The organism is Methylobacterium sp. Leaf104, from assembly GCF_001422885.1.
Classification (GTDB): domain Bacteria; phylum Pseudomonadota; class Alphaproteobacteria; order Rhizobiales; family Beijerinckiaceae; genus Methylobacterium.
The window spans coordinates 658,582-674,574 of record NZ_LMMZ01000001.1; the positions used below are offsets into that span (position 1 = coordinate 658,582).

17 protein-coding genes are annotated in these 15,993 nt (G+C 68.3%); 13 read left to right on the plus strand and 4 right to left on the minus strand.

Annotated elements, in window-relative coordinates:
- Positions 1–112 precede the first annotated feature (112 nt).
- Positions 113–1,042 (plus strand): amino acid ABC transporter substrate-binding protein, encoded by a 930-nt coding sequence (locus ASF49_RS03080; protein ID WP_056467427.1) that lies wholly within the window; start codon positions 113–115, stop codon positions 1,040–1,042.
- Positions 1,043–1,084: 42 nt separating this feature from the next.
- Here ASF49_RS03080 and ASF49_RS03085 read toward each other — a convergent pair whose 3' ends face one another.
- Both ASF49_RS03085 and ASF49_RS03090 read right to left on the minus strand, forming a co-directional pair.
- On the minus strand, positions 1,085–3,940 hold the full coding sequence (locus ASF49_RS03085; RefSeq protein ID WP_056467430.1) for an ATP-binding protein: 2,856 nt from the start codon (positions 3,938–3,940) through the stop codon (positions 1,085–1,087).
- On the minus strand, positions 3,937–4,626 hold the full coding sequence (locus ASF49_RS03090; protein WP_056467433.1) for a TerC family protein: 690 nt from the start codon (positions 4,624–4,626) through the stop codon (positions 3,937–3,939). The genes ASF49_RS03085 and ASF49_RS03090 overlap by 4 nt, the downstream gene beginning before the upstream one ends.
- 562 nt (positions 4,627–5,188) lie before the next feature.
- Between ASF49_RS03090 and petA the strand changes: the two genes are divergently transcribed.
- The 11 genes from petA to coaA all read left to right on the plus strand — a co-directional run bounded on the left by petA (position 5,189) and on the right by coaA (position 13,922).
- Positions 5,189–5,764 (plus strand): ubiquinol-cytochrome c reductase iron-sulfur subunit, encoded by a 576-nt coding sequence (gene petA, locus ASF49_RS03095; protein WP_056467436.1) that lies wholly within the window; start codon positions 5,189–5,191, stop codon positions 5,762–5,764.
- 33 nt (positions 5,765–5,797) lie between these two features.
- Positions 5,798–7,084: a cytochrome b gene (locus tag ASF49_RS03100; RefSeq protein WP_056467439.1), complete on the plus strand. Its 1,287-nt coding sequence runs from the start codon at positions 5,798–5,800 to the stop codon at positions 7,082–7,084.
- 22 nt (positions 7,085–7,106) lie between these two features.
- Positions 7,107–7,997: a cytochrome c1 gene (locus tag ASF49_RS03105; protein ID WP_056467442.1), complete on the plus strand. Its 891-nt coding sequence runs from the start codon at positions 7,107–7,109 to the stop codon at positions 7,995–7,997.
- Between the two features lie 101 nt (positions 7,998–8,098).
- Positions 8,099–8,974 carry an S-methyl-5'-thioadenosine phosphorylase gene (locus tag ASF49_RS03110; protein ID WP_056467999.1) on the plus strand — a complete coding sequence of 292 codons (876 nt, stop codon included), beginning with the start codon at positions 8,099–8,101 and terminating at the stop codon, positions 8,972–8,974.
- 97 nt (positions 8,975–9,071) lie between these two features.
- Positions 9,072–9,674 carry an imidazoleglycerol-phosphate dehydratase HisB gene (hisB, locus tag ASF49_RS03115; protein WP_056467445.1) on the plus strand — a complete coding sequence of 201 codons (603 nt, stop codon included), beginning with the start codon at positions 9,072–9,074 and terminating at the stop codon, positions 9,672–9,674.
- Between the two features lie 37 nt (positions 9,675–9,711).
- On the plus strand, positions 9,712–10,197 hold the full coding sequence (locus ASF49_RS03120; protein WP_056467448.1) for a DUF2628 domain-containing protein: 486 nt from the start codon (positions 9,712–9,714) through the stop codon (positions 10,195–10,197).
- On the plus strand, positions 10,194–10,856 hold the full coding sequence (gene hisH, locus ASF49_RS03125; RefSeq protein WP_056467451.1) for an imidazole glycerol phosphate synthase subunit HisH: 663 nt from the start codon (positions 10,194–10,196) through the stop codon (positions 10,854–10,856). Before ASF49_RS03120 ends, hisH begins: the two co-directional genes overlap by 4 nt.
- Before the next feature lie 48 nt (positions 10,857–10,904).
- The gene (hisA, locus tag ASF49_RS03130) at positions 10,905–11,663 is read left to right on the plus strand and encodes a 1-(5-phosphoribosyl)-5-[(5-phosphoribosylamino)methylideneamino]imidazole-4-carboxamide isomerase (protein WP_056467454.1); all 759 of its coding nucleotides are present in this window, start codon (positions 10,905–10,907) and stop codon (positions 11,661–11,663) included.
- 17 nt (positions 11,664–11,680) lie between these two features.
- Positions 11,681–12,457, plus strand: a complete 777-nt coding sequence (gene hisF, locus ASF49_RS03135; RefSeq protein WP_056467457.1) for an imidazole glycerol phosphate synthase subunit HisF — start codon at positions 11,681–11,683, stop codon at positions 12,455–12,457.
- A gap of 92 nt (positions 12,458–12,549) precedes the next feature.
- Positions 12,550–12,873: a phosphoribosyl-ATP diphosphatase gene (locus tag ASF49_RS03140; protein WP_056467460.1), complete on the plus strand. Its 324-nt coding sequence runs from the start codon at positions 12,550–12,552 to the stop codon at positions 12,871–12,873.
- 44 nt (positions 12,874–12,917) lie between these two features.
- Positions 12,918–13,922 (plus strand): type I pantothenate kinase, encoded by a 1,005-nt coding sequence (gene coaA / locus ASF49_RS03145; RefSeq protein WP_056468002.1) that lies wholly within the window; start codon positions 12,918–12,920, stop codon positions 13,920–13,922.
- A 21-nt stretch (positions 13,923–13,943) separates the two neighbouring features.
- Here the strand turns inward: coaA and thpR are convergent, their stop codons facing one another.
- Both thpR and ASF49_RS03155 read right to left on the minus strand, forming a co-directional pair.
- Positions 13,944–14,483, minus strand: coding sequence for an RNA 2',3'-cyclic phosphodiesterase (thpR, locus tag ASF49_RS03150; protein WP_056467463.1), 540 nt, complete (start codon positions 14,481–14,483; stop codon positions 13,944–13,946).
- A 4-nt stretch (positions 14,484–14,487) separates the two neighbouring features.
- On the minus strand, positions 14,488–15,117 hold the full coding sequence (locus tag ASF49_RS03155) for an arylesterase (protein ID WP_056468005.1): 630 nt from the start codon (positions 15,115–15,117) through the stop codon (positions 14,488–14,490).
- Between the two features lie 161 nt (positions 15,118–15,278).
- Between ASF49_RS03155 and ASF49_RS03160 the strand changes: the two genes are divergently transcribed.
- Positions 15,279–15,992 (plus strand): ABC transporter ATP-binding protein, encoded by a 714-nt coding sequence (locus ASF49_RS03160; RefSeq protein ID WP_056467466.1) that lies wholly within the window; start codon positions 15,279–15,281, stop codon positions 15,990–15,992.
- Position 15,993 lies beyond the last annotated feature (1 nt).

The window sequence follows — 15,993 nt, forward strand, 5'->3', positions numbered from 1 at the left end:
AGCTTGGACAGCGCGAAATCAACGATTGCGGCGGTTCGCACCGCTGCTACGTTGCCCAGGTCAGTCCCGTCGATCGCCGTCCCGTGATCGACCTCCCGGAGTCAGCCCGCAGATGCGTTCGTGTCACCAGAGATCCACCCTGTCCGCCGTTGCTGTCAGCGTCGCGCTGTCAGTGCTCGCGGCAGGGAGCGCCCAGGCGCAAGAGCTCACCGGAACCCTGAAGAAGATCAAGGAAACCAATACGATCACCATCGGCTACCGGGATGCGTCGGTTCCGTTCTCCTACTTGGACGGTGACCAGAAGCCCGTCGGCTACGCCCTGGAAATCTGCCAGAAGATCGCCGAGGCCGTGAAGACCAACCTCAAGCTCCCGAACCTCGAGGTGAAGCTGAATCCGGTCACCTCGGCGACCCGCATCCCGCTGATCGCCAATGGCACCATCGATCTCGAGTGCGGCTCGACCACGAACAATGCCGATCGCCAGAAGCAGGCCACCTTCACCAACACCCACTTCCTGACCGCGACGCGCTACGTCGCCAAGAAGTCGGCCAAGCTCGACAAGATCGAGGATCTGAAGGGCAAGACCGTGGTCTCGACCTCGGGCACCACCAACATCCGCCAGATCAACGAGGCCAACACTGCGCGCAACCTCGGCCTGACCATACTTCCGGCCAAGGACCATGCCGAGGCCTTCCTGATGGTCGAGACCGGCCGCGCCGTGGCCTTCGTCATGGACGACGTGCTCCTGGCCTCGCTGGCCGCCAGCTCGAAGGAGCCCGGCGCCTACGCGATCTCCAGCGAGGCGCTGTCGAAGCCTGAGCCGTACGGCATCATGCTGCGCAAGGACGATGCCCCGTTCAAGGCCGTCGCGGACGAAGCCACCGCCAAGCTCTACAAGAGCGCCGAGGGCAAGGCGCTCTACGATAAGTGGTTCACCAAGCCGATTCCGCCGCGGGGCATCAACCTGAACCTCCCGATGAGCGAGGCCATGGTGAAGGCCTTCGCGTCGCCGAGCGACAGCGCGGACCCCGCCGCCTACTGAGAGTCGACCGCAGCGGCTCCCGTCGTCTGGACGCCTCGCTCCTCACGGAGCGGGGCGTTCCGCTGTCCGGGGAACGCCCGGGTCCGGTCCGCCCCGCGCGGCGAGGCGTTCCATGGTGGCGAACAGCACCGGCCACTCGATCGGTTTGGGAACGTGCGCATCCATGCCGGCGGCGCGGCATCGTTCCATCTCCTCGGGCATCGCATTGGCGGTCAGGGCGATGACCGGTGTCGGCGAGCAATTCTCCTGCCGCTCCCGGGCACGGATCGCCTGCGTCGCCGCGAGCCCGTCCTGTCCCGGCATCTGCACGTCCATCAGGATCAACTCCGGGCGTTCCTGTGCGAAGGCCGCCGTCACGGCCCGTTCGCCGTCGTCCACCACGGTGACCGCGTGCCCCTTCTGGCGCAGCACCGTGCCGATGATCTCCTGATTGATGGGGTTGTCCTCTGCCAGGAGGACGCGCCAACGCACGGGGGAGGGGCGGTTGAGGAGCGCAGGCCTTGGGAGGTCGGCCTCGTTCTGCGCTGCCGCCAGACGCAGCGGCACCACGAACCAGAACACGGAGCCCGCGCCGACCCGGCTTTCCGCGCCGATCTCGCCCCCCATCAGATGAACCAGGCGCTTGCAGATCGTCAGCCCGAGGCCGGTCCCGCCATAGCGTCGGGAGGTCGAGCCGTCGGCCTGCGCGAAGCGTTCGAACAGCTGCGGCAGCACCTCGGGTGCGATGCCGATCCCCGTATCCACGAGCTCGATCCGCAGGGACGATGGCCGCCGCGTCAACGCCTCCGCTGCCGGGGTCCAGCGTACCCGCAGGATGACGGAGCCGCGGGGCGTGAACTTGATCGCGTTGGTGGCGAGGTTGAGGATGACTTGCCGAAGCCGGGTGGGGTCGCCCAGAACCCAGTCGGGGACGTCCGGACCGACATCGGTGGCGACGTGGACGTCGCGTCCCTGCGCGATCTCGACGCTGAGTTCGCGGCATCCCTCGATCAGGTCGTTGAGGCTGAAGGGTAGCGATTCGATCACGAGGTGACCCGCCTCGATCTTCGAAAAGTCGAGGATGTCGTTGACGATCGTCAGCAGGGATCGGCCGGCTTCCTGGGCGAGTCCGACGAGACGCGTCTGGTCCCGGCCGAGGCTGGCGTCGCTCCGCAGCAGATCGTGGACGCCCAGGATGCCTGCGAGCGGCGTGCGCAGTTCGTGGCTCATATTGGCCAGGAACTCGGCTTTCGCCAGCACGGCGGCCTCGGCGGCGGCGCGAGCGCTCTGGAGATCGGCCTCTTGCTTCTGGCGCTGCGAGACGTCGCGGATCGCCTGGATGATCTGGACCTCCCCCTGGTCCTCGATGCGCCGGAAGGCGGCCTCGACCCAGATGTCCCGCTCGGAGCGATGGCGCATCCGGTAGATCACCGATCCCGCCGGCCGCTCGGGGCCGAGGGCATGCAGGGTGGCCGAGAGGTTCGCGATGTCCTCGCGATGCACGAGGGTGCGCAGGCCGACGCGGTTGGCCTCCTCGACGCCGTAGCCGAGCATGGTCGTCACCGCGGGCGAGATGTAGAGGTGGCGTCCGCTGGCGTCGTCGAGGACGATGAGGTCGGAGGTGTGATCGGCCAGCAGGCGATAGCGCGCCTCGCTCTCGCGCAGACGCTCGTCGGCTCGCCGCCGCTCCGTCACGTCCGTCAGGGTCTGGACGTGGCCGTCGCCCATCAGCATCGGCACAGACCGCGTCTCGATCACACGGCCGTCGGCCCGGCTGCGCTCGGACCGCAACTCGGTGGTGCGCCGGTCCTCGTCCAGGCGCCAGAGGCTCGGCGCCTCGATCGCGGTACCCCAGGTTCCGGTCTCGCGCAGGTGCCGGCGCAGGGCCCGGTAGTCCGGCGCGCGCGCGATCAGCTCGGGCGAGACCGCCAGGATCTCGATGGCACGCCTGTTGATGACCGGGATGCGCCCCCTTCCGTCGATCATCAGCAGGCCCTGGTCCATGCTCTCCAGGGTCGCCTCCAGGAGGGCGGATTTCTCGGCGAGGGCACGCTCGGCGGATTTCAGCTCTGTGACGTCGGCGAAGACGCCGAAGATGGACCCACGCAGCGCAGCACGCCCGGAAAGTCCGGGCTCGCCCTGGTAGACGCCGCGGACCTGCACCTCCCGGACCTCGCCGGAGGGCCGCACGAGGCGCAGGGACATGTCGAAATCCGCGCCGCGACGGATCGCGCCTGCGATTTGCCGCGATACGGCGAGGCGATCGTCCGGATGACAGGCGGCGATGCTGTCCTGGATCGTCGGGTCGAAGGTCCGTGGGTCGAGCCCATGGATTCGGTAGACCTCTTCGGACCACCGCAGGACGCGGGAGGGAATGTGCAGGTGCCAATGGCCCACATGAGCCACCTGCTCGGCCATGACGAGGAGTCGGTTGGCTTCCCGCGCCTCGGCATCGGCGAGGTTCGGCGGGCGGATGTCGCGGAGACTCACGTGCACGAGCCGGATCGGGCACAGATCCGGCTCGTGCAGCGGTACGTAGGTGGCTTCCATGGCGAAGCCGGAACCCGGAAGCGTCGTCTGGTCCTGCATCCGCAGGATCGCGCCCGTGGCGACCGCCCGCTCAAGGCCTGCGCGCAACGGCGCGGCCTGCGCCGTCGGTAGGAGCGCCGCGAGCTCGCAGCCGATCGCCTCGTCGTCGCGGCCGACGGCGTGGGCCGCCGCCGCGTTCCAGGCCGAGAGGCGAAACCCGCCATCCGGCAGCCGAGCGAAGAGGAACTGTCGATCGGGCGAGGCCGCGAACGCCGCGCGCAGGGCACTGGCCCCGGAGCGATCCAGCTTTCTGGCCGAGGTTCGCCCGCCGCGCAGGAGTTCACGCCCCCTCCGTGCGAACGAGCCGAGCCATGGCAGGCGTCCGCTCACGTGGCGCCTCCTGCCCGCACGGTGCGCTGCTGCGAGAGAATGCGAGCGACGCCGACCACGAGCAGCGCGGCGGCCGTGCCCGCGATCTCGCTCGCGTGGCCCACGGGCGCTATCGCACCGGCGACCAGCGGATCGGTGGCGATCATTTCCCCGGCGATCCAGCCGAGCAGGGCCGCTCCGGCCCAGAGGATCAGCGGAAACCGGACGAGGAGTGCCGTGATCAGTGAGGCGCCCATGATGATCAGGGGGATCGAGAGGAGGAGGCCGAACACGAAGAGAGCGGCATGCCCCTTCGCGGCGGCCGAAACGGCGACGACGTTGTCGAGGCTCATCACGGCGTCGGCGATCGCGATGGTCCGGACCGCCCGCCAGAGCGTCGTGCTCTCCGCCACGGTCGGATCGGCCTCGTCTTCGCCGACCGCGAGTTTCACCGCGATGACCATCAGGAGAAGGCCGCCGACGATCCGCAACAGGGGGATTGCGAGCAGGGACGACACCACCAATGCAAATACGATGCGCAGGAGCACCGCCGTACCGGCGCCCAGGAGGATGCCGGTGCGCCGGCGATGCTCGGGCAGGGATCGGCATGCGAGCGCGATGACCACCGCATTGTCGCCCGAGAGCAGCAGGTCGATCCACACGATCTGCAGCACGGCCAGGAGGAACTGCGGATCACTGATGTCCATCGGATCTTTCGGCGTTGTCGGCCTGACGGGACCGCCCAGCGACCCCGCTCGGGTAGCGCATCCGCGCGGCCCCGCACAGGCGGCAAAGAGCGGATGTCGATGCGCCACGATACAACCTCAGCGCGCGAACGCAGCAACGGATGGTCCGCTCGATCCACGACCGAGTCCAACGGCTTTCGTGTCTGATCCACTCGGTTGGCGGACGCCGAGGGTCCGACTTAGGCAGATGAGACTATCGACCTGCCGGCCCGCGCCGCGCCGTCCTCGGTGCGTGCATGGCACTGGACCAGATCCGTGGGTTTTGCGGCTCGTGTGCATGCCTCCTGTGGTCTTCGTACGCCACCGCCTGGACCGGGTCGTGCCACGGATAAAAAACCGCGCGTTCTGAATTGTTTCGCGCCTTGACTTCGGGTGACGCGGGGTCGCATTGCACAATCATGTCGGATGGTGCTTCCGTCCCGCCGGGCTGACATTCCTTTGAAAGCCTCTAAGGTCTCGGCTGGCCCTTGCCGCACGGTCGAGATCAGGGTCGCCCGGCGCAATCATGCTTGGAGTTTGACACTTGGCGAACACGGCAGCCGATCCCGAGAGCTCCCACGGCGCGCCGGACGGCACGCGACGCGACTTCATGTTCCTCGCAACGGGCGCGGGTCTGGCTGTGGGGGCCGGTGCCCTCGCGTGGCCCTTCGTCGCCTCGATGGCGCCCGATGCCGAGACCATCGCGGCCGGTGCTCCCTTGGAAGTCGACCTGACGCCGATCCAGGAAGGTCAGATCGTCAATGTGTTCTGGCGCGGCAAGCTCATCTTCGTGCGCAGCCGCTCGGAGAAGGAGATCAAGGAGGCCTCCGAGGTGAAGCTGTCCGATCTCATCGATCCGCAGCCCGACTCGGCCCGCGTGAAGCAGGGTCACGCCAAGTGGCTCGTCGTCTACGGCAACTGCACCCATCTCGGCTGCGTGCCGATCGGCCACCAGGGACAGTACGAGGGCTGGTCCTGCCCCTGTCACGGCTCCCTCTACGACACGTCCGGCCGGGTGCGCCGGGGTCCCGCCCCGACGAACCTGCCTATCCCGCCCTACGTCTTCGAGTCGGATTCCAAGATCCGGATCGGTGAAGAGGGCGGCAAGGCCGTCGCCTGACACCCTGAAACAGGATTTGGAGCGGGTCGCCCCATGAGCGGACACGGCAATACCTACGTTCCCAAGAGCGCCTTGGCGAAGTGGTTCGAATCGCGCCTGCCCCTGATCGGGCTGGTGCATTCCTCCTTCGTCTCCTTCCCGGTGCCGCGGAACCTCAACTACTTCTGGACTTTCGGCGCGATCCTGATCGCCATGCTCGTGTCCCAGATCGTCACCGGCGTCTGGCTGGCGATGCATTACGACCCGTCCGCCGCCAACGCCTTCAATTCCGTCGAGCACATCATGCGCGACGTGAACTACGGCTGGCTTCTGCGCTACATGCACGCCAACGGCGCTTCGATGTTCTTCGTGGCCGTCTACGTGCACATCTTCCGGGCGCTCTACTACGGCTCGTACAAGGCGCCCCGCGAGGTGCTCTACATCCTCGGCGTGATCATCTACCTGCTGATGATGGCGACCGCCTTCCTCGGGTACACCCTGCCGTGGGGCCAGATGAGCTTCTGGGGTGCCACCGTCATCACCAACATCCTGGCCGCGATCCCCGTCGTGGGCGACACGATCCAGAGCCTGCTCTGGGGCGGATACTCGGTCGGCAACCCCACCCTGAACCGCTTCTTCTCGCTGCATTACCTGCTCCCGTTCATGATCACCGGTGTGGTGATCTTGCACGTCTGGGCGCTGCACGTGACGGGGCAGAACAATCCGGCCGGCATTCCGATCAAGTCGGGCAAGGACGCGGTCGCCTTCACGCCCTACGCGACGATAAAGGACGTCTTCGCCTCGGTCGTGTTCTTCGCCTTCTTCGCCTACTGGATCTTCTATCAGCCGAACTACCTCGGACACGCCGACAACTACGTGCCGGCCAACCCGGCCGTGACACCGGCCCATATCGTTCCGGAATGGTACTTCCTGCCGTTCTACGCGATCCTGCGCGCGGTGCCGGACAAGCTCGGCGGCGTCATCCTGATGTTCAGCGCGGTGCTGATCCTGGCGCTGGCGCCGTGGCTCGACACCTCGCGGGTCCGCTCGTGCAACTACCGGCCGATCTACCGTCAGTTCTTCTGGCTCTTCGTCGTGGTCTGCGTCGTGCTCGGCTGGCTCGGTGCCAAGCCGCCGGAAGGAGGCTACGTCATCGCGGCCCGGATCTGCACGGCTTACTACTTCCTGCACTTCCTACTCGTCATGCCGCTCGTCGGCCTGTTCGAGACGCCGAAGGCGCTTCCCGGCTCGATCCTCGAGACCGTGACGGGCCCCGGCAAGCAGGTGGGCGGGTCCGGCATGCCGGTGGGTGCCGCGGCCGCACCGTCATCTCAGGGTTGAGGGCAGGGGACTTTTGAGAACCATGAAAACGACCCGCGTCCTCGCCGCGTCCCTGCTCGCGGCCGTCCTGAGCGTCACCGTCGCTTCCGCGGATGAGGGAACCCCTCATCCGCCCCGCGAGCAGTGGAGCTTCGCCGGCACCTTCGGCCGCTTCGACCAAGCCCAGCTCCAGCGCGGCTTCCAGGTCTACAAGGAGGTCTGCTCGAGCTGCCACAGCATGAGCCTGGTGCGTTTCCGCAACCTCTCGGAGGAGGGTGGCCCCGGCTTCTCCACCGGGCAGGTTAAGGAGCTCGCCGCCCAGTACAAGGTGAAGGAGCAGAACGATGCGGGCGAAGACGTCGATCGTCCCGCCCGCGCCGCCGATGCCTTCCCGTCGCCCTTCCCGAACGAGAAGGCGGCCGCTGCCGCCAACGGCGGCAAGGCGCCCCCGGACTTCTCGGTGCTCGCCAAGGCCCGCACCTACGAGCGCGGCTTTCCCTGGTTCGTGTTCGACGCGATGCCGTTCATCGGATTCTCCGAGCAGGGCGTGGATTACATCCATGCACTTCTGAACGGCTACGAGGATCCGCCGGACGGCAAGGAGATCCCGGCGGGGACCTACTACAACAAGTACTATGCCGGTCACCTGATCGCGATGCCGAAGCCGATCAGCGACGGCCAGGTGACCTACGCCAAGAACGACAAGGGCGAGCCGGTCGTGCCCGAGACGGTGGAGCAGTATTCCCGCGACGTCGCGGCGTTCATGGCCTGGGCCGCCGAGCCCCACATGATGGCACGCAAGGCGCTCGGCCTGCGGGTGATCCTGTTCCTGCTCGTGCTGTCGGGCCTGCTCTACTACGTGAAGAAGAAGATCTGGGCGAAGGTCGGCGGCGAGGTCCACGGCCTCCAGCCCGAGCTGCACAAGACCTACTGATCCGGTCGAGGCGGTCCGTCCGGGCCGCCCGCCCTCCGTTGACACGATCCGCGCCGGCGCCCCAAGGAGGGGCGACCGGCGCAAATCTTATGGAGATCAGGATGACGGCAGCGGTGCTCGGCGTGATGGGCGGGTCCGGGGTCTACGACCTTCCCGGCCTGGAGGATGTCCGCGAGGAGCGGATCGCCTCCCCATGGGGCGAGCCCTCCGACGCCCTGCGCATCGGCCGCATCGGCGAGACCAAGGTGGTGTTCCTGGCTCGTCACGGCCGCGGTCACCGCTATTCGCCGTCGGGCATCAATTACCGGGCGAACATCGACGTCCTGAAACGGGCCGGTGTTACCGACCTCGTCTCGCTCTCGGCCTGCGGCTCGTTCAAGGCCGAGCTGCATCCCGGCCTGTTCGTCCTCGTCGACCAGTTCGTCGACCGGACCCACGGCCGCGCGAGCTCATTTTTCGGCGACGGCTGCGTCGCCCACGTCTCCCTGGCGCACCCGGTCGGCCCGGCGCTGCAGGCACGCATCGCCGCGGCGGCGCAGGCGGAGGACATCGCGATTCATCGTGACGGGACCTACGTCTGCATGGAAGGGCCCCAATTCTCCACCTACGCCGAGTCCACCACCTACAAGGCGCTCGGCTACGACGTGATCGGCATGACCAACATGCCGGAAGCCAAACTCGCCCGGGAAGCCGAGATCACCTACGCGACGATCGCCATGGTGACCGACTTCGACTGCTGGCACCCGACCCACGATGCCGTCGACGTCGCCGCCGTGGTCGCGGTGGCCCGTGCCAATGCCGACAAGGCGGCACGCCTCGTCGCCCGCTTGGCCCGCGATTTTCCGGCGGAGCGCGAGCCGTGCCCCGTCGGGACCGAGCGCGCGCTCGATGGCGCGATCATGACCGCGCCCGCGCAGCGCGATCCGGCCCTGCTGGCCAGGCTCGACGCGGTGGCGGGCCGAGTCCTGAACCGCTGAGCCGGCCGGAGCGCCGGTGAATTCGGCGCCGCCCGCCCTTTCCGCGACCCGGTCTTCCCTCTAGAAGGCGGGTTCGTCCCCGAACCGGATCCGAACCGTGACACAAGAGGCCAAGCGCGCCGCCCGCATCAACCGCAAGACGGCGGAGACCGACGTGCAGGTCGCCGTCGACCTCGACGGGACGGGGCGTGCACAGGTATCGACGGGCGTCGGCTTCTTCGACCACATGCTCGAACTGTTCGCGCGTCACGCGCTGTTCGACCTCGACGTGGCCGTGACCGGCGATCTTCATGTCGATCATCACCATACAGTCGAAGACACCGGCATCGCCCTCGGACAGGCCTTCGCCCAGGCTCTGTCCGACAAGCGCGGCATCGGCCGCTACGCCGACATCCACCTGCCGATGGACGAGACCCTGACCCGGGTCGCCATCGACATCTCGGGCCGGCCATTCCTCGTATTCCGGACTCAGTTCCGGGTCGAGAAGATCGGGCAATTCGACACCGAGCTCGTTCGCGAGTGGTTCCAGGCCTTCGCGATGAATGCCGGCATCACGCTGCATGTCGAGACGCTCTACGGCGACAATGCCCACCATATCGCCGAGAGCTGCTTCAAGGGGCTGGCCCGCGCCTTGCGGCAGGCTGTGGCGATCGATCCGCGCGAGGGCGGCCGCGTCCCCTCGACGAAGGGGTCGCTCTGATCCGCCGCGCGGGTCGGCAGGGAGGATGCGAGACGTGATGCGCACCTATACGTTGCACCCCGCGCGGGGCGCTCTCGCCGGCGAGGCCCACGGCCTCGAGCGGGCACACCTCGTGCCGGACGGCTTCTCCTGGCCGGCCTTCGCTTTCGGCCCCCTGTGGTTCTTCTTTCACCGTCTCTGGCTCGCCGGCCTCGGCGTGCTGGCTCTCCTCGTCCTTGTGGCTTTCGGGGGACGGTTCCTCGGGCTCACGCCCATCGCCGGCTCCGTGATCACGCTGCTGATCTCGATCCTGATCGGCCTCGAAGCCTCGTCGCTGCGGCGCTGGACCTATGCTCGAGCAGGACGCCCCGTGCGCGACGCGATCACCGCCGCGAACGCCGAGGAGGCCGAGATGAAGGCCGCTGCCCGCTGGCTCGCCGGCGCGTCGGTGGGGCGGGCCGGGCCCGCGTCTCAGGTCGGGGTCTCGGTGCCGCCGGGCGACCTCGCCATTGGCATGTTCCCCTTCAGCGAGGGGCGGCAGTGAGCGCTGAGACCGTCGCGATCATCGATTACGGCTCGGGCAACCTTCACTCCGCCGCCAAGGCGTTCGAGCGGGCAGCACGGGAGGCCGGCCTCGACGAAACCCGCGTCGTCCTGACGAGCGAGGCCGAGACGGTTGCCACGGCCGACCGGGTGGTGCTGCCGGGAGTCGGTGCCTACGCCGATTGCCGCCGCGGGCTGGATGCCGTGCCCGGAATGGTCGAGGCGATGACCCACGCCGCGCATGCGCGTGGGCGCCCCTTCCTGGGAATCTGCGTCGGCATGCAACTCCTGGCGACGCGCGGTCTGGAGCACGATGTGACCGCCGGTCTCGGCTGGATCCGCGGTGATGTCGGCCCGATCCGGCCGGCGGACCCGGGCCTCAAGGTGCCCCACATGGGCTGGAACACCCTGGAGATCGACCGGCCGCACGCGCTCCTGTCCGACATTCCGACCGGCGGGAGCGGCCTGCACGCCTATTTCGTGCACAGCTACGCGCTGTCGCCGGAGCGGGTGGAGGACCGCGTCGCCCACAGTGATTACGGCGGCCCGGTCACCGCGATGGTGGCGCGCGACAACGTCGCCGGCACCCAATTCCATCCGGAGAAGAGCCAGCGCCTCGGCCTCGCGCTCCTCGCCAACTTCCTGCGCTGGCGCCCCTGAGGCGCAGACCCCACCTTTGAACCGTCCCACCCGAAAGCGAACCGACGCGTGATCCTGTTTCCGGCCATCGATCTCAAGGAAGGGCGCTGCGTCCGCCTCGTGCAGGGCGACATGGCGCAGGCCATCGTGTTCAGCGACGACCCGGCCGCCCAGGCCGCGGTCTTCGAGGAGCAGGGCTTCTCCTGGCTGCACGTGGTCGACCTCGACGGAGCCTTCGCGGGCGCGCCGATGAACGCGGGCGCCGTCGACGCGATCCTGGCGCGGACGAAGCTGCCGGTACAACTCGGCGGTGGCATCCGCGAGATGCGGACCCTCGAAGGCTGGCTCGCCAAGGGCGTCAGCCGCGTCATCATCGGCACCGCCGCCGTGCGCGATCCGGCCTTCGTGCGCGAGGCCGCCCGCCGCTTCCCCGGAAAGATCGCCGTCGGCATCGACGCCAAGGACGGCCGCGTCGCGGTCGAGGGCTGGGCCACCACGTCCAGCATGACGGCCGAGGAGCTTGGCCGCCGGTTCGAGGATGCCGGAGTCGCGGCGATCATCTACACCGACATCGCGCGGGACGGCATCATGAAGGGCCTCAACATCGAGATGACCCTGGGACTCGCCCGCGCCGTGACGATCCCGGTGATCGCCTCCGGCGGGCTCGCCTCGATCGAGGACGTTCACCGCATCCTGGAACCAGATTGCGCGCTCCTGGCCGGGGCCATCACGGGTCGTGCCCTCTATGACGGCCGGATCGACCCGCGCGAGGCCCTGGACGCCATCCGTCGCGCGACCGGCGCGGCCGACGCCGCGCCGGCGGCCTGACGCGTCCGAGGCCGATCGTGCTCAAGACCCGCATCATTCCCTGCCTCGACGTGAAGGACGGCCGGGTCGTCAAGGGCGTGCAGTTCCTCGAACTGCGCGATGCCGGAGATCCGGTGGAGGCGGCCAAGGCCTACGACGCGGCCGGTGCCGACGAGCTTTGCTTCCTCGACATCACGGCGAGCCATGAGGATCGTGGCACGCTCCTCGATGTCGTCAGCCGCACGGCCGAGGCCTGCTTCATGCCGCTCACCGTCGGCGGTGGCATCCGCACCGTGGCGGACATTCGTACCCTCCTGCTGGCCGGGGCCGACAAGGTCTCGATCAACACGGCGGCCGTGAACGATCCCGACTTCGTCGCTCGTGGGGCCGAGAAGTTCGGAAGTCAGTGCATCGTCGTGGCGATCGACGCCAAGCGCACCTCCGGACCCGGCGAGCCGCCGGAATGGCAGATCTTCACCCATGGCGGGCGCAAGCCGACCGGGATCGACGCCATCGCATTCGCCCGCACCGTCACCGCCCGCGGCGCCGGCGAATTGCTGGTGACCTCGATGGATCGCGACGGGATGCGATCAGGCTACGATATCGGCCTGACGCGGGCCATCTCCGATGCCGTCTCCGTGCCGGTCATCGCCTCGGGTGGCGTCGGCGGCCTCGACGACCTGGTGGCGGGCGTCCGCGAGGGCGGCGCCAGCGCAGTCCTGGCGGCGTCCATCTTCCATTTCGGGCAGCACACCGTCTCCGAGGCCAAGGCCCACATGGCCGCGGCCGGCCTTTCCATGCGCCTCGATCTCTGAGGCCGACTTCCGCACCCCTTGCGTCATGATCCATCGTGCCGCACGCTCGGTTGCATGGCACGATAGGCCCGGTTCGCCGGGACCAGGATTGTATGACCCAGTTCACTCTCAGCGACCTCGAAGCCCTCGTCGCGGATCGCGCGACAGCCACGCCCGAGTCCTCCTACACCGCGAAGCTCCTGGCCGGCGGGCCGGCCAAGCCCGCGAAGAAGCTCGGTGAGGAAGCGGTCGAGGCGGCGATCGCGGCCGTCCAGGGCGACCGCGCGGGCCTCGTCGCCGAAGCGGCGGACGTCCTGTACCACCTCATGGTCGTGCTGCGGGGCGGCGGCATTCCTCTGGCGGAGGTGATGGCCGAGCTCGAGCGGCGCACGGCGCAGAGCGGGATCGCCGAGAAGGCTTCCCGGAGCCCCGCGTGAACGCCGAGCCACCCTTCTCCGTGTCGCCCTTGGTCGTGCCTCCCCTGGCGGTCGGCCGGGCCGAGCGGCCGCCAGCCCAGGGCCAGGACCCGGTCACCGGCCAGGGTTCCGAGCGGCTGTCGCCCTACCGTCTCTTCACCCGCGAGGAATGGGCGCAGCTGCGTGCCGATACGCCCCTCACCCTGGCGGCGGAGGAGGTGTCGCGCCTGCAATCCCTCAACGATCCGATCTCGGTCGAGGAGGTGGAGGCGATCTACTTGCCGCTCTCGCGCCTGCTCTCGCTCTACGTCGCGGCGACACAAGGGCTGTTCAAGGCGACACAGCGCTTTCTGCTGGCCGAGCACGAGACCAAGGTCCCCTACATCATCGGCCTCGCCGGGTCCGTGGCCGTGGGCAAATCGACATCCGCCCGCGTGCTCGCGGCCCTGCTGGCGCGCTGGCCCAACACTCCGAAGGTCGACCTGATCACCACCGACGGATTCCTCCTGCCCAACGCCGAGTTGAAGCGGATGGACGCGATGGAACGGAAGGGCTTTCCCGAGAGCTACGACACCGCCGCCCTGCTGCGCTTCCTCACCGACATCAAGGCCGGCAAGAAGCGGGTCGCGGCCCCCCTCTACTCCCACCTCGTCTACGACGTGATGCAGGGTGAGGAACGGATTATCGAGTCGCCAGACATCCTCATCGTCGAGGGCCTGAACGTCCTGCAGCCGGCACGCCTGCCGCGCGACGGGACCGCAATCCCGTTCGTCTCCGACTTCTTCGACTTCTCGATCTACCTCGACGGACACGAGGACGACCTGCACCGCTGGTATGTCAACCGCTTCCTGCGCCTGCGGCAGACCGCTTTCCGCGATCCGCTGTCCTACTTCCGCAAGTATGCTGAGGTGACGGAGGGCGAGGCGATCGAGATCGCCGACACGCTGTGGACGACGATCAATCTGCCGAATTTGCGGGACAACATCCTGCCGACCCGGCAGCGGGCCAGCCTGATCCTCGCCAAGGGGGCCAGTCACCGGATCGAATCGGTGGCGCTGCGCCGGCTCTGACGACGCCGTCGCTCCGGAGCGCTAGTTCAGCGGATAGGCCGCTTCGACCACGTAGGGGCCGCCCCCCTTCGATTCCCGCGCCGAGAACAGCGCCACCCGCTCGGCCGTAAAGGTGAGGGGCGTGAACAGGCCGCGTTCGCCCAGATAGGCAGCGACATCCTCCGCGCCGGCCTCGCGGCGCAGGCGGGCGAGGGTGACGTGGGGCGTGAACTTGCGCCGCTCCGGATCCGCCCCGGCCTGGCGAGCCAGACGTTCCTGCTCGGATTGGAGATCGAGAAGCTCCGGGTTCGGCGTCACCGTCGCGAGGATCGCGCGGGGCTTGTCACCGCCGAAGCTCGCCAGGCCGTCGAGGGTCACGGCGAAGGGGGCTCGGGGCCGCGCCTCGATCAGCCGCTCGTGCAGCGTCTCGGCGACCTCGACCTCGACGTCTCCGAGGAAGCGCAGGGTGATGTGGTAGTCCGAGGGCTCGATCCAGCGGCTTCCGGGCAGGGCTCCGCGCTTCAACGCCAGCGCCCGGCCGATTTCGGGTGGGATCTCAAGTCCGGTGAACAGGCGCGGCACGGAGTCAGCGGGCCTGCGGCTTGAGGCGGTCGAGGAAGGTCTCGACGGTCGGCAGCATGGCGGCCACGATCGTCTCGACGCCCTTCGCATTCGGATGCAGCCCGTCGTCCAGGTGGGCCTGCCGGTCGCCGACGATGCCGTCGAGGAAGAACGGATAGAGGACGAGACCATAGCTCTTGGCGAGGTCGGGATAGATCGCGTCGAAGCGCGCCACGTAGTCCGGCCCGAGGTTGGGTGAGGCCTTCATCCCGGCGAGGAGGACCGGGATGCCGCGTGCCTTCAGTCGGGCGATCATCGCATCGAGGGCCTTGCGGGTCACGGCAGGGTCGGTACCGCGCAGCATGTCGTTGGCGCCGAGTTCGAGGATGACGCCGTCGGTGCCATCCGGGATCGACCAGTCGAGGCGGTCGAGCCCGCCCGTGGTGGTGTCGCCCGACACACCGGCATTCGCCACCGAGACGGCACGTCCGCGTGCCTTCAGGGCTCGCTCCAGAACCACCGGAAAGGCCGCGTTCGCGGCCAGGCGATATCCGGCGGTCAGGCTGTCGCCGAAGGCCACCAGCTTCACGGGCGGCGCATCGGGCGAAGCGTCCGAGGGCAGGATGCCAAGGCCGAGTGCGGCAAAGAGCGTCATCAGAGCGGCGAGGCCGAAAGCAGCATGGCGCGCCGCGCGCCGGCGGACCATATCGGCGAGGCGTGAGACTCCACACAGACCCATTCGATCAAGACCCCGACCCTTGCATCCACGTCGCCCGCATCCGTCATGATGCCAGCTGTTCACAGATCGGTCGCCCGTTGAAGTCCGACAACCCCACCGCGCCGACGGCGCAGACCATCGCCCTGTCCGACATCGACCTGAGCCTGGGCCGCGGCGCGGCCCGCGTCCACGTGTTGCGGGGCATCTCCCTCGACGTCGCGGCGGGTGAGGCGGTAGGGCTCGTGGGTCCCTCGGGCTCCGGCAAGTCGACCCTGCTGATGGTCATGGCCGGCCTGGAGCGGCCCGATTCGGGTCGCATCGTCGTGGAGGGTACCGATCTCGGAAACCTCGACGAGGACGCCCTGGCGCGCTTTCGCGGGCGCCGTATCGGCATCGTGTTCCAGGCCTTCCACCTCGTGCCGACGATGACGGCCCTGGAGAACGTGGCGCTGCCCCTCGAACTTGCGGACCAGCCCGATGCCCATCGGCGGGCACAGGCCGAGCTGGAGGCGGTCGGCCTCGGCCACCGCCTGCATCACTATCCGGCGCAACTCTCGGGAGGCGAGCAGCAGCGCGTCGCCATTGCCCGTGCCATCGCGCCCGACCCGGCGATCCTCGTGGCCGACGAGCCAACCGGCAACCTCGACGAAGCGACCGGCCGGCAGATCGTCGACTTGCTCTTCGCGTTGAAGCGAGACCGCGGCGCGACTCTCGTCCTCGTGACCCACGATCCCGGCCTCGCGCGTCTCTGCGATCGCACCGTTCGCCTCCGCTCCGGTCGGGTCGAAGCGCCGGTGCCGGTCGAGGCTTGAT